This window comes from Sporosarcina sp. G11-34, from assembly GCF_026931025.1.
Window position 1 is genome coordinate 121,923 of sequence record NZ_JAHNZW010000010.1, and the last position, 14,215, is coordinate 136,137.

General features: G+C 33.7%; 11 protein-coding genes and 1 pseudogene. 11 read left to right on the forward strand and 1 reads right to left on the reverse strand.

Annotation, left to right across the window (positions count from 1 at the left end; all coding sequences use genetic code 11):
* Window positions 1–1,898 precede the first annotated feature (1,898 nt).
* From KSU66_RS15300 to KSU66_RS15345, 11 genes and pseudogenes are all read left to right on the forward strand, one after another.
* Window positions 1,899–2,675, forward strand: coding sequence for a hypothetical protein (locus KSU66_RS15300; protein ID WP_269052337.1), 777 nt, complete (start codon window positions 1,899–1,901; stop codon window positions 2,673–2,675).
* A 1,042-nt stretch (window positions 2,676–3,717) separates the two neighbouring features.
* On the forward strand, window positions 3,718–4,311 hold the full coding sequence (locus KSU66_RS15305) for a recombinase family protein (protein WP_269052338.1): 594 nt from the start codon (window positions 3,718–3,720) through the stop codon (window positions 4,309–4,311).
* A 460-nt stretch (window positions 4,312–4,771) separates the two neighbouring features.
* Window positions 4,772–6,061: a HEPN domain-containing protein gene (locus KSU66_RS15310; protein ID WP_269052339.1), complete on the forward strand. Its 1,290-nt coding sequence runs from the start codon at window positions 4,772–4,774 to the stop codon at window positions 6,059–6,061.
* A 142-nt stretch (window positions 6,062–6,203) separates the two neighbouring features.
* Window positions 6,204–7,031 (forward strand): hypothetical protein, encoded by an 828-nt coding sequence (locus KSU66_RS15315; RefSeq protein WP_269052340.1) that lies wholly within the window; start codon window positions 6,204–6,206, stop codon window positions 7,029–7,031.
* A gap of 978 nt (window positions 7,032–8,009) precedes the next feature.
* Window positions 8,010–8,576, forward strand: a complete 567-nt coding sequence (locus KSU66_RS15320) for a hypothetical protein (protein ID WP_269052341.1) — start codon at window positions 8,010–8,012, stop codon at window positions 8,574–8,576.
* Window positions 8,563–8,712, forward strand: a complete 150-nt coding sequence (locus tag KSU66_RS15325) for a hypothetical protein (RefSeq protein WP_269052342.1) — start codon at window positions 8,563–8,565, stop codon at window positions 8,710–8,712. Before KSU66_RS15320 ends, KSU66_RS15325 begins: the two co-directional genes overlap by 14 nt.
* 566 nt (window positions 8,713–9,278) lie before the next feature.
* Complete coding sequence (locus KSU66_RS15330) at window positions 9,279–9,584, forward strand: hypothetical protein (protein WP_269052343.1); 306 nt, start codon at window positions 9,279–9,281, stop codon at window positions 9,582–9,584.
* Window positions 9,585–10,020: 436 nt separating this feature from the next.
* A complete protein-coding gene (locus KSU66_RS15335; protein WP_269052344.1) occupies window positions 10,021–11,136 on the forward strand; it encodes a hypothetical protein in 1,116 nt (371 codons plus the stop codon).
* A gap of 62 nt (window positions 11,137–11,198) precedes the next feature.
* Window positions 11,199–11,978, forward strand: a complete 780-nt coding sequence (locus KSU66_RS15340; protein WP_269052345.1) for a restriction endonuclease — start codon at window positions 11,199–11,201, stop codon at window positions 11,976–11,978.
* Window positions 11,979–12,163: 185 nt separating this feature from the next.
* A pseudogene (locus tag KSU66_RS21460) lies at window positions 12,164–12,334 on the forward strand (hypothetical protein); the annotation flags it as partial.
* Window positions 12,335–13,244: 910 nt separating this feature from the next.
* Entirely contained in the window at window positions 13,245–13,946 is a 702-nt protein-coding gene (locus KSU66_RS15345) for a hypothetical protein (protein WP_269052346.1), read from the forward strand.
* A 152-nt stretch (window positions 13,947–14,098) separates the two neighbouring features.
* Here the strand turns inward: KSU66_RS15345 and KSU66_RS15350 are convergent.
* Window positions 14,099–14,215, reverse strand: a 117-nt coding sequence (locus KSU66_RS15350) for an IS3 family transposase (RefSeq protein ID WP_269052354.1), incomplete at its 5' end; no start/stop codon positions are given.

Consider the following 14,215-nt stretch of genomic DNA (forward strand, 5'->3'; position numbering starts at 1 on the left):
GGTGAGTACACAGCACACACACAGGGTGCAAGGTACACAAGGCATAGAGGTAGTAGGCACAGACACAACTGCTAGTACACGCATAAGATGCAGGCACACGCACAAGGTACGGGCCTGAGCATAAGAGTTATACGAGATGTAAGTTATAAAGGTCAGTGGCATGTGTGACCTTCGCCCAAAACAACTGCAGGGAGGCTTAGGGGTGTATAGTTTGTCGAGATTATTAGGGCATGCTGATGTCTCAATTGATTGAAAATATATTTTCAATCAATTGAGGATTCTAGAATTATAGACATGGCAATAAAAATAAGTCCATTGATGAATTTATAGTTAGAGGAATACCGATTTTTCATTGAACTGCTTGATATAAATTGAAGCATTCAAGATAAGTTTTTAGAAGAACAATCTTTGAAACCGATATACCGAACATTCGAGCATGTCGAAAATACGGTAGGAAAATTAAAGGTTGATATTTTAGAAATGAGTGAGAGTAAACATTCAGTTCCATAACAGGAATTAGATTTAAGGCAGCCGCATTGGTTGTCATTTTTTAAATTTTCTTCTCCATCTCTTATTACAGTTTTCTATGGACAATGTATCTAATGATTTGAAGAAGGGGGTTGGTACGTTAATCTACACCACGTAGTTAGATGAAAAATTCCGATTCGATAAGGGTATCTACCCGGTTCACTTTTTCAGATTACTGTACACTGGATAGATTTTTCAAGGCATATTATTAATATATCCGAAAGTAACCACCGAGCTTATAACTGTACATCTTTGTAAAGTCCTTTTTATTACTTGGAGTTGATTTTTATTGAATTAATAATGAAGAAACTGGAAATCTATTGTTTTAAAATAGAAATAGTGTTATAATTTAAGATATTGAAATTGAAGACTAAAAAAATTCTTAAAAACTATAATAGGAGTGAACATACATGCAACCGCCTCATTAGGAGGCACACTTATCTTCTGTATCCCTAATAAAGTAACCATTGGGATAGGCATAATTTTATGCCTATATTTTACAGGGGGGGAGTGTGCTTTCTAACGGGTAGGATGTGTGTATGGTCACTCTTTTTTGCGTTGTCTAAAGAGCGGAGACCCTAAAATCAAATTATAGAAAGTGAGAATCGAGTAGTAAAAAATTAGTGTGAATGAGAGTCTATTCACTACAGGACTAACAAGTGCTTGTAGGGAATATAACAATAATCGAGAAAAGAAACGAAGGGAAAGTGGTGGTAATTTTACTAACGAGCAGAAAATGGTAGCGTTCAAGAAGTACGCTAGATGCTGCCAAATCTGCGCCAGCACTAGGAATTTGGAAGTAGACCATAAGCTTGCACAAAATGTGTGTAAGTCTTATAGAGCTAGTGCTGACGAAAATGCTCAGATATTGTATAAAGGTTGCTATATTGCCAAAGGAACTCGAATCCTAATAGATGTAATTAAAGAAGTCCCGATTAATATTTTAGGGCCGATGCTGTTACGAGAATATGCTAGAGCAATTAAGCAGTATACCGAAGTGAAAATCAAGTGAATTGACGGATTTAATTAAGTTAGCTCCTTTATGTTTTAAACTATCCCACCCAATATGAAGGTGTAGTTTGAAGAAGGCGGAACAAAGTACACCATAAAATTAGGTGCCTATTTATAAAACAGCACCCAAAAAATAGGTATCCCCCTAACTTTGGAGACATCAGTACTTTTCAGTGGAATCAGGTGATTTCGGTGGGGGAATAGATAGAAGATTAGTATATAGAAGATATTATAATAGATACAAATATAGGGGTGCAAGTCGTCAAAGCCGCCTCTTGCACCCATCAAAATAGCCTGTTTGAAATCTGCCGATTGGTGGGGATAGGTTAGAAATACATTATAGAAGGAGTAGGACAACAGTGAGTACTGAAACAATATCAACAACAAGACAAGAAAGATTAGAATCGTTTATCATGATATCCAAATCACTAATGGTCAGCAAGAATCTGGGCAAGAATGGTGAATTAGACGTTTATCATTTAGCTATCGTTAAATCATTGGCAAACAACTTTCAAGGAGTTGCTTACACTGGAGTTTCTCATATAATGAGATTTATTGGTATGAGTACGGAACAGAATATAACCAAGACAAGAACAAAAGATTCCCTTCTCAGATTACAAGAGATGGGGCATATTGGGATATTTGAAGATGTAACAATGGAAAGTATGGTAAGCGATTTAAAACCTGCTAACAACTACTTTATTATACCAACGGGAAAGGACCAAGAATTCGGTTTTGCCAAAGTATTTTACAAAGATATTCAAATGATAGTTGCTATGAAGAGTGATTATAAACCTAAGATATTCGCAACGTATCTTAATGTAATTGGTAATATGTTTTACGATAGCACAGGCAATAATAAGAATGTCCCAATATCATTCATTGCTATTGATACCGTTGTAAAGAATACGGGGATTAACAGAAGGTCGGTTGTAGAATATCTTAAAGCTTTGTTTGAAGAGGAAATCCTATTCTTTATTCACTTCCATATCAATAATTCCATTACCAAAAACTATTGTACAAGATGGATTCATAAAGAGCATACTGCTGAATGGGCGTTTCCGTTGGCAGAATTTCATTACAAGACTAAAAGAAATAAATTCAAAGGTGGAGGGAAAGGGGTATCAGAAGAATGAGGCTATCATGAATGAGTTATCTCTTTTTAGTGTATCGAAGCCGAAGGGCTTAACTTCCGTGTTCGGAATGGGAATGAGTGTGACCTCTTCGTCATTATTGCCAGCCTAGTGCTATATGTCCTATACGCCAGAGTTTAATCCTTATGCTTTTATTGGACGTAGGGGGAACCTACTTATCTTGTATGATAATATTGGCAAACAAATTCAATCCGTGCGAAACGGATTCTTTTATATGCTTGTACAAAAACTGGCTAATTAGTAAACGTGCGTAGTCTCGCAAACTATCTGTAGAGAAGAAGGCGTCTCTTATACTATATTGACCTGCTATACTCACACGAAATGAGCTTGCGAACTAAGTGATTCCGTAAATCCATTGTCGAAATCAATGGAAGTGATAAGGTCTCTGAACCAGGTTCGTAAACATGCAACACTCTCTAGTGGAAGGAGTGTTGTTATTACAACGTTTTCGAGTATGGACACTTGAGATTTTAAGTTTTTAGTAGGGGCATAGGAGCAGAAAAGTTAATTGTTATATTTTTAATTCAATAATTCAGCAATTAATTAATGAAATATGGATTTTATCAACTTATATTTTAAGTTCCTAATATAAAATTATTAGGGAAAGAATGAAATAATAAAACTTCCAGATATTTAATGGAGCTACCGTTAGTATGTCTAAACCTTATTTGAAATTGAAAGGTACTATGATTTTTAAGGGAGTTGGCGAGAGAAGACACAGTTTTGATAGTAGTAATAGTTAGTGGGATTAATCTTTAATTCACTTCATTCTATCAAAAACCTTATAGGGGAACTTGATACAAATGCCCCAACTGATTAAATTGCAATCGATTTAATATAAGAGGTATTTGGAATGAAAACTGAATTAATCATATGCGAAGGTGTATTTAACTTGGTACGTCTTTATTTTATTATTAGTAGTGTATCATTTAACTACACCCATGTGATACAAATAGTTGACCTAGTTCTAATACTGGTTCATAATGTATCATATACATGTATCAAAATAAAGGTGTGATTAGTAATGAAATATGGTTATGCACGTGTATCATCCATTGGACAGAACTTGGATGCACAGCTGAAACAGCTAGAGGATTATGGTTGTGAAGTGGTGTATAGAGAAAAAATTAGTGGAAGAGAGAAAGAGAATCGGCACGAGTTTAACAAGTTACTTGAAAGGGCTAAAATAGGTGACACAATTGTTGTAACAAAATTAGACCGTTTTGCTCGAAGTACAAAAGATGCATTAAGTACAATCGAGATATTAAATGAGTCTGAAGTAAACCTAGTTGTATTGAACATGGGTGGAGATAGACTAGACACTTCTACGCCTATTGGTAAACTCATGATTACAGTCTTGAGTGGAATTGCAGAGTTTGAAGTTGATATGATAAAGGAAAGACAGCTTGAAGGAATAGAACTTGCTAAAGAGCGTGGTGTATACAAGGGGCGACCAAAGCGCTATACAGAGAACCATAAAGGATTACAACATGCAGTTAAACTATTCATCAATCGAGATGAAAACAAATTAACAGTAAATGAAATTAGTGAAATTACGAATGTGAGTCGTGCTACAATTTATCGAGCGGTAAAGGAAAATATTGAATTTAAAGCATAGTTGGTTTTGAAATGCCAGTTATGCTTTAGTATTGTTTATGGTTAAAGTGGGGGGGTATCATTTACTCATTTAAACCGTCCCTTTTCTGGTTAAAGGTGATAGTAGGTGTATCCACACACCATAGGTTGCCTCTCCGACTGGCGATGAAATAGAGGCAATCCAACGGGCTGAAGTAGACAATGTATTTTTGGGGGAAGTATGCCCTTGTGATTGATGAAGGGTGCAGTACTATTCAGAATTGAATATCAATCATTGAAAAGACTAAGGCACCTCTTAATTGCAGGTGCCTTAATCACTTTCTTAGTATTAAGGGAAACTTTCGAAAAAATGCTTACTTTAATAAACTTTTCCATTAGGATTTGAAGACATTGTTGGAGTATCAATTTTATAGATAAAGTAAGCAATATAGGTGTCAAATAATGATATTAAGCGGAAATTGAAATGAACAGGGGGAATATTTGTGAAGAAAGTCAATGAAGTAGCGAACATTGTGTTTAATGGTGAAAATATTATTGGATTAATAAAAGTTGATGAAGAAGAAAAGTTTATTGAGTTTCTCGTTGAGAACTTAGACAACAAAGATGAACTATTAAACGATAGGACTGAAAAAACTTTCCATTGCAATCTTCACAATAATCGAACCATCAGTTTTTTTAAATGTCTTCTAATTAATACGAAGAATAGTAATTTGGTTAGATATAAAATAGGTATTTATACAGATGGTTTTATTGAGAATTTCGAGGAGTTTAAGGTTAGTGAAATATCTGCAATCTTTCCAAAGTTGGATTCTTGGTTTGTAGGTAATGGAAAAGATTTATCGCTTTATTCAAATATATCGTACGAAGGTAAAAATGTTGATATAAAGTTTAATCAAGGTAAAACAAAGAAGAGAAATAACTTTTCAGAGGTAACTGAAACCTACTTAACGATAACAATAAAAAGCGATGAGAGACTAAGTATTGGATATATTGATGATATTTTTTTTAGAATATCAATATTGTTTTCTTTTCTATGTGAAAAATACGTTTCTTATAGTAATTTAGTATATGAAGATAAAGAAGGTTCTCCCATCCGAATATATCAAAACCAGCAGTACGAAGCTAATGATATAAAATTGAATAAAGTTAACTATAGACCAAACAGTCTCATAAATAATGAAACTCTGAAAGATCTTATTAAACCTATTGAATCATCTTTATTTGATGTATGGCTAAATTATGTAGGAGTTTTAAGGTCAAATCAATTATTGGAAGAACGATTTTTGAATTATGCTCGGTGTCTTGAAATTTTATCTCGTAACGATATTCGTAACAATATTTACACTGAAAGAGAAAGAAGTCAAAAGTCTAAGGAATATAGAGAATTAATCGAACAAATGGAACTTGAAAAGGAATACAAGGATAATTTAAAAGAAGCATTTAAATTCAGCAATAATAAAGGCTTTAAAACAATACTAAGAGAATTACTAGAGAAGTATCCTTTCAAAGAGGAATTAGAGAAATTGGATGAAAACAATGGATTGGAAAAAGTGGTTTCTAATATAGTAAATTTACGAAATCACTTAACACACGGTTCACCTGTCAAAGAAATTAATAATAAATCTTTATTTTTTTATAAAGAATTGACTAAACAAATGGTAGTTAATATCCTAATTCATGAACACGGTGCATCGAAGGAAAGCTTAGATATTGATTACTTAACCATTCAATACTCTGGTTTGCCCAATCCTTTCAATAAACTTCCCAAATAACTAGGAAATGCTAAATAACTAGTGGTAAAAAGCTAGAAAAATATGTATATCAAAGAACAATTACAGCTAATGTGAAAAAGCATACAAAACGCTAAAGAAGCACATGATTAGTTTAAAATATAACCGAGGGGTAGGAAAAGTAATGGTTGAAAGAAAGTATTATTCACAAAGAAAAGCTAATAGTTCCATATTAAGAATTAGCTTCGAAACTTTAGTTAAGTATTTTGACGGCATTCATACTATTTTTTATAATAAAGGCTATTTTAATCAGGTTCCTTCTGGAAGTGAGACAGAATTAAATCTGTATTCTATTGAAGTGTTTAATAAAGAAAATATGCTTCCTTTTTATAGAAAAAAGCAGTACTCAGAAGAAGACATATTTGACCTTGTAGAATTCTTTTATGATTACATAGAAATACCAGAAACTTATCGGGGAAAAGCAATTACATCTAGTAATAAAACGTATTTACCTGAACAGACAACTATAAGAAGGGAAGAGAAATTAGAAACAACTAAACAAGAAATTCAAGCTGACTATCGTAAGAAGATAAACAGGGTCATTTCGAAATATGATGTAGGTTTCGAGTTAACTGAAGAAGGATATGTTAGAGAACTAATCAATAACGGTTTAGAAGAACTAGTAGATTCTCCACAAGTGCTAACTGATGACATGGATTCAGAACAACGCATTAAATATGCAAGACAAACTTTTTTTAAGCATGGGGCGACAATTGAAGATAAAAGAGGTGCTATATTTCAACTAGGGACAGTTCTTGAGAAGTTACGTGATTCAAAACAGCTTAATCTTAATGGCAAGGATGCAGGAGATTTATTTACCATTTTAAATGCATTTAATATTAGACATAATCGCAAAGACCAAAAGTCAGGTTATGACAAAGAAATATTCTTTCCTTGGATATTTTATAATCTGTTAGCAGCTATAGATGCCAGCACGAAGTTGCAAAGTTAATCTTATCTTATTGGATGTTAGTACAAGGGATAGGAAGTCGTCTAACGAAGATAGCTATGTGAGAGGGAAAAATTGTGTAAATAAACGAAGTAGAATTGATAGGCAAAGAAGGGCTTATGCTGATTGTGGCTAAGTGCCTCCTTTTTTGTCCTTAAAAGGTATAGAAAAACTATTCCAATATTTTTATCGCTGCTTCACTATTCCGTATTAACAAAAAGCGTACATACCCCATCACTTACAGCATGTGTTGCGAACCTCTATGGGGCATTTAGATGGACAACTACCCACTAGGTTGCTGTTAGTAGCCGCTAAACCGTCCGTACGGACAGTGTTGTGCATGGAATGAAAAAATGACAAATATCCGTTTTATAGACCAGTTACCCCCTCTATTAGTCGGCTTGCATGGTGGTACCATGTGGCTATCCAGTCGCTTGTTCCTGCTTATCCGTAGTCCTTGCTTGTTGGGGTAGGTGCTGTCGTGCGTCCTACGTCTGTTGTTCATTGCCTGTTGCTGTATGTATGCAGGGCTGGCGTTAACTGAATTAAAATTACATTGGGAAACAACTAGAGAGGTAGTGTCCCAAGAGAACAGGGATTATTTAAAAGAGATGGCATCTACCATTATAAATAAATAAATTTTATCATTATCAAATTTAATGATAGGGATTTATATATATAGACTTTTTCAGAACTAAATTTAGTCCCAGTGAACTTTTCACAACATTCTTTTTGTAATGCTTTTAGCTACACTTCTAAATCTTGTCTGATTTTTGATTCTCTTGCATATCTATAATTCATCTAAATGCACCTTACTTATTCTTCCAATGTTTATTTTTGACACTTAGTAACAGACATCTTTTGATATCTTAATAATACAAGGATGTCAACACATTTAACCTATGCTGTTTCGCTAGTGTTGTTAATATGAAAGTTATAAACTATAATTTATATAGAATGGTATTTAGTGGAGGTTTTTGTATGAGGGCAGAATTCTTTAAAGAGTTGTACTATAGAGAACTAGAAAGAAAGGAACATGTTAATAATAGATTTAATTGGACTGTCGGCATTTTCATTATTTTTATTGGTGCTAATATTTATTGTCTTAATCTAATGTTAAAGTTAAATGAAATACAGTGGGCAATGAAATTACTTTACGGTTGTACAACACTAGGGATGTTTGCTGCTTCTATCTTTTTAGCGATTCCTTTATGGGCTAAAAAAGTATCTCATTTACCATTAGCCTCGCAGCTAAATAATCATTACTCGAATTTACGTAATCATTATGCAAATGAAGAAAATATCGATAAATTAGTGAATGAGGCGTTTAACAATTATTTAGTCGATATTTATATACCTTGTACAGAAAGTAATACTAATCTTTCTGATGAGAAAATGAAAATGACCTCTTTGGGAAATGTAGCTATGATTATTAGTTTAGTTTTTCTATTGTTAACTTATGTTGTTATTGCACCGAGCGAAGCTGACCAAGAGGAACTTTATAAAGTTTTAATATTGGAAGGAGGTGAAACTCATGCCGGAAAATAAACTTAATAATTCGTATGAAACTAGAGAAAAACCAATAGGTTCAGCAACCCCTCCGCCAGCTGGTCCTCCTCCACGTTCTTTATATGAAAGTGAAAATAGAAGTAAACCAAGTGGAAAGTCAACTGAAAAAAAATGATTTGAAATTGGGAGTCTAAAATAGTTTTTTTGTGGCATCCGATATCCCTACTTATTATGGAATTGTAAAATAAAATTAACTAATCGCTATATAAATGAATTAGCGGCAAGAGCAAAGACGATTTTATCAATGGATGAAATCGTTTTTTGTACGTCTAGTACGGGCTTGGAATCTGTTGTTAGTAAAGAATTTCTGTCTATTATTGAAATTTCAATTAAATTAGTAGTACCGTTAACAAACTATGATGTACACCATCACAGTGATGCTTTATACACCCTTCTATGTTATGATATACGTAGCAGTTTTAAGTATTTGGATGGGTTAATATTCCTTGATATGACAACGTTTATAGACGAAGCGCTTAAGTGTTAAGGCCTTTGTACCAGGTTCGACTCCCGTGGCTTCCATACCATGAACTCATTGGATTTATAAAAAGTTATATTATTGAAATTATGGAATCATTGGAGAGTACGAAAGAACACAAAAGACATATATAGCTCAAGCGTTAAGTGGAATGTTAGGAGTTATATTGGCAGGAATAGCTTCTATAAAGGGAGATATGTAAAATGGAGAATAAAAAAAGCAAAGCTACAAGAATTTTAAAGTGGGTTACTGGTGGATTAGAATCGATAATTGGATTTCCTATTATCGGTGGGGCTATCGTAATAAGCTTGATGTGGACACCTTTATTACTAATGTTAGCACTACACATTGTATCACTTGTATTGTCTTCAAGGGAGCAAGGAAGAAAGAAAACAGGACACATACTTGGAATTATTGCATCTTGTTTAGGTTGGATTCCTTTTGTTGGAATGGTGATGCATATTCTTACAGCCATATTCTTAATGATGGAAGCAGGCAAAGACGAATAGAGATGATACACTGGAGAAAAACTTCAGTGGTATCGTAGGGTTCGACTTCTAGGGTCTTCTGTCCTGTTGTCACAGCAATTATTAAGTTTTGCGTTGATGTTACTATTACGAATAATATTTTCTTTGATTTTCAATAAGGCTGATTTGACTGCGTTAACTTAACATCCGATGTGACACCTACTCTTAAATAAAATCATTCTTTTTTTTGGTTACATAAGAAAGTACACAAACAAGTATCCTAGTATGAAATAGGTTGTACCAACTGATAGTGCAATTCATTATATTAGTCGGACGGGACGCTATTAAACAATGTAAATTGAAAAGCCTCAACAATATAATTTGATACCCAAACTTTTTCGTAATTAATTTATTTAGCTTGAATGTTTGTGTATTTGATTATGAAATAATTATTTATTGGAAATAGGAGGGAAATGTAATGGTAATTGAAGATGTTAAGTTAGGTATGATAGCTCTAGACTCTTTTAATCCTCGATTTGGAGAAAATGCAGTATTACTTTCACAAAATGAATTGATTAGTAAATTGCTAAAATCTAAGGAATCAAAAGAATTGATTAGTAGTATGAAATTAGGACTGTTATGGAATCCGTACATTGTTATTAGAGAATTAGATATGCTAAAAGACCAAGTAGATTTGGCAGATGGATATAAATATAAGTGTGTGGAGGGAAATACAAGAATAGCAATTTTAAAATCTAATCATATTAATTCTGTAGATTTAAATACATTTATTCCTGTACAAGTATTACGTGAGAAAGATTTCGAAGGTAAAGCAGAGTTGGAAAGTTACGTTGTTAAAATACAAGGTCGTACACATGTTATGGGTGTAAAAGAATGGGATGAGGTACCTCAGGCGAGACACATTTATAGGATGGCTATGGGTTATTACGTTTTAACTGGGTCTACGTTGGAAAATATTTACAAGAAAATTGCTCAAGAGCTTGCACTGGATTTTTCTAAAGTAAGAGACATGGTAACCCGATATAAAATCTTTTCACATATCGCAGAAATAACTGATGAACTGTCTGAGGGGGAATGGGGTTACCTCGAAGCAGTAGATAGAACCAAAAAAATAAGAGAGTTTTTTGGTATGGTTGAATCAGATTTAAAGTTTGAATGGGAGTTTGATGAAAAGGACTTTTTAGTTAGTCCCTATGAAGAGCATGATATGAAGAAGGAATTTCTAATTAATTTCCCGAAATTAATTAAGTTAATCAAAAATGATGTTAATACAAAGGTTTTCAGGGATACTATAACTAAATTAATAGCTAGTAAAAATAATGAGTTTGAATTAGTAAAACTTGCAATTGATGAAGTAATTAACGATGAAAAAACATGGTCTACATTAGTGCAAGAAGCAAATGGAGACGAACCAGTTGAAAAAATTAAAGATGAATGGAAAAAGAAATTGGGTAGAATGAAAAATGAACTTAATACATTGCCAGTTGCTGCGGACTGGATAGGTGAATGTAGAACAGATATTAAAGATATTAGAGATAAAGTACAGCGCATAATAAAAATGCTGGATAGTTAATAATGAAAAAATTACCCATTAGATTAAAACAGCATGTGTTGAAACAGATATTATGTTTGCCGATGACAGTTGAAAAAGAATTATGTAGCCTTTTAGATGAACTCTCAGATAATATTTACACCCATGTCGAAGCTACTACTGCTATTAATGACGTAATATTGGATGAACTTATTAATCTTAGCGATAGAAGTTCTGATGTATATGAGGACATGGTAGCGTATTTAATAGAATATCTAAATACTAATGATAGTAGATTAAGCGAAGTTTACGAGTTAATGGGAATATACTACATAAAGCCTGCAGTTCCCCTTTCTGTAGAAAATGTACATGAACTAGGGAAGTTTACAACTATTTTCAACTTATGGGAAAGAGACTGTATAAAGTATGCTGAGCATTATGAAGAATTCTGTTCTTTATTTCTTCAAGATTATGGATTGATATTATTGGAGAGAACTAAAAGAAATCGGGACTACGGGATAGATATACTTTGTACAAGTAGACAGCATGAAAATGACTACTTAGGTATCTATAGTATAGATGTTCTATGCCAAGTGAAATTCTACACAACACCAGTAGACCAGCCTGTTGTACGGGCGATAATAGGAGACAGTCTATTAATATCATTCGAGCCAGAAATTTATCCTCATATAACACATAGTCCTAAAAAGTTAATGGTTATTAGTCATAAAGGTTTTACAAAGGGAGCAGAATTACTAGCGAAAAAGTCTGGTATCAGTGTTGTTGACACGCAATGGATGATTAAGTGGATTGCTTCTAAAACAAATTTTAATGAAATGAAATGTGTAAAGTATCTTCGGAATTGCTTTGAAACTAATGTGTAATAATCCTTATTTAATAAAAAGGCTGCTATAACAGTACCTTAAAGCATGGAGGTTGAAGTGGCAGCGCATTTGAATATATAGATTGTAAAGTAACTTCAAAAGAAACCACAACTGGTTTATAATAGAAAGTGTAGAGAAATACTGAGAAGTGGTATTCCTATAAAATAATATGAATGAAGGGCTTTGTAACACGCTACGCGCTACAAAACGCACCATCTGTTGCAGCAATGTTCCTTACGACTGAAGCGGTTATGGTCATAACTATAAATATATTTCTACTGAGAATCCCTATTTTGGGGACTCTCTTTTTATTATGGTACAAAACTGGTAAGTACAAGTTCTCAGAAGGGCATTGAACCAAGTATTTAAATATATAATACTCACTTCCTTTTCAATAGATGTTAAAGGGGATTGTTGAGAAAAGTGGACCGTATTATATTTGACAGCTCCTATTTCACTGTTTAAACCCTTAGCCCATCAATACTCTTACTCTTTTCGAATTCGGAAATGTGTTTATTAGCAGCCCCACATACAAATTGACAATGATGTACACCATCACAGTGATGCTTTATACGCCTATCTATGCTATGATATACGTAGCAGTTTTAAGTATTTGGACGGGTTAATATTCCTTGATATGACAACGTTTATAGACGAAGCGCTTGAAGATGATGACGATGTTCAAGATGTTTATCATAATGCGAGTGACGATTGAGATTAGTGGCTAAACGCAGGCACAACTCAGGTTTATAGCGGATTTCAATAATTGTAAAGCGTATTATTTTCAGATTTGTTACGATATATACGCGGATAATCGTTGATTTTTGTTACGACGTTCAATTTAAGGCACTTTCCTACGAGTATTGTTTAAAAACAATCTTGTGGGAGGTGTCTTTTTTGTTGTTGGTCGATATTTTGGAAGAATATATTTACGCAATTCAAGTAAGGAATTATTTGCATAGAACCGTTAAAGGCTCTCAAAATAATAATCTGGCTTTCTTCCGATTCATCTAGGCGGATTTTAATGTTAATGAAGTTAATGAGGTTATGCCGCAACATATTAAAGCATATCTTATGTTTTTGAAGAAAATTAATACGTTCTTTCCGACTTCATGCTTAAGCAACTATTTTGTTAATTGCGCGTGAGAGTCAAAAGACTAAAACAATCACTTTACACACGTTGGGCTCGGATTCTTTTTTGTGTTATTTGAAGATGTACCTCAAATACGATAAAATAGTCCTAGTGTTGTAGAGGGGGAATATTGTATGAAGAAAGATAAAAAACCATTTTATAAGCGTTGGTGGTTTATCGCAATCGCTGTCATTCTTGTAATTAATATTTTTGGGAATATTGGCAAAGATGACGAGCCAACAGCTGAGCCTGTAACGAAAGAAGAAAGTAAATCGGAAAAGTCCGAGAAAGAAGATAAAGCCAAGCAGGAAACTAAAGACGAAGAAACTAATATCGAAGAAGAATCTAATGAAAAAGTCGAGGTTGAAGAAAAAGAGTATGATCAATCCTCGCTAGGTTTCGGAATTGACGAGTTGCGTGACAGATTCGATAGTAATGCAGATGAATACTCTTTACCATTCCGTTCCAATCGTGATACTAAAGTCGAGGAAGGCGAGGTTTACGACGGATTAATTCTCGCGAATGCTAATGACTTTATCAATGTGAGAGCGCTGCTAACTAAAGAAAAATCTGAAGTTAGGCAAATAATGATGGTAGCACAAGGTGATGGAACAGAACAGTCCGGTTTTAATATTTTAGTAACTATCGGTGTGCTAATAGCATCAACTAACCCGGAACTATCCGCAGATGAACGTGGAGAAATTCTTACAGAACTAACGCAAGGTGCCCAGGGTGGGGAAGTGGACATTAGTATAACAAAGAATAACGTTGAATATACTTTTAATAAGTCGGATTTACTAGGAATAATGTTTTTTGCAGAGGTTGCGAAAGATTGATTTTATATTAAAAGTATATAAAGACCCTACGAAATTATCTAACCCGTTCAGTTCACTGGTACAAAAGTTGAATTAACAAGCGAAATAACATTGATTTAGAACAATGATCAGCATCGCAAATAGGTGGCGACCCCCGAAAGTTAGAGTTTTAATTATGCAGCTATTTGGTTGGTTTGAGTCCTGTATTCCACTGGACTTAAACCAGCCAATTTCATTTTAATTCGTTGATTGTTGTAATAATAAATGTACTTTTCGATTTTTTGTTTAAG

What these genes read in the sequence shown, in the direction of transcription:
- KSU66_RS15305 (WP_269052338.1), top strand. Translation starts at nt 3,718, where the DNA reads ATGAAATATGGTTATGCACGTGTATCATCCATTGGACAGAACTTGGAT.
- KSU66_RS15315 (WP_269052340.1), top strand. Translation starts at nt 6,204, where the DNA reads ATGGTTGAAAGAAAGTATTATTCACAAAGAAAAGCTAATAGTTCCATA.
- KSU66_RS15320 (WP_269052341.1), top strand. Translation starts at nt 8,010, where the DNA reads ATGAGGGCAGAATTCTTTAAAGAGTTGTACTATAGAGAACTAGAAAGA.
- KSU66_RS15325 (WP_269052342.1), top strand. Translation starts at nt 8,563, where the DNA reads ATGCCGGAAAATAAACTTAATAATTCGTATGAAACTAGAGAAAAACCA.
- KSU66_RS15330 (WP_269052343.1), top strand. Translation starts at nt 9,279, where the DNA reads ATGGAGAATAAAAAAAGCAAAGCTACAAGAATTTTAAAGTGGGTTACT.
- KSU66_RS15335 (WP_269052344.1), top strand. Translation starts at nt 10,021, where the DNA reads ATGGTAATTGAAGATGTTAAGTTAGGTATGATAGCTCTAGACTCTTTT.
- KSU66_RS15340 (WP_269052345.1), top strand. Translation starts at nt 11,199, where the DNA reads ATGACAGTTGAAAAAGAATTATGTAGCCTTTTAGATGAACTCTCAGAT.
- KSU66_RS15345 (WP_269052346.1), top strand. Translation starts at nt 13,245, where the DNA reads ATGAAGAAAGATAAAAAACCATTTTATAAGCGTTGGTGGTTTATCGCA.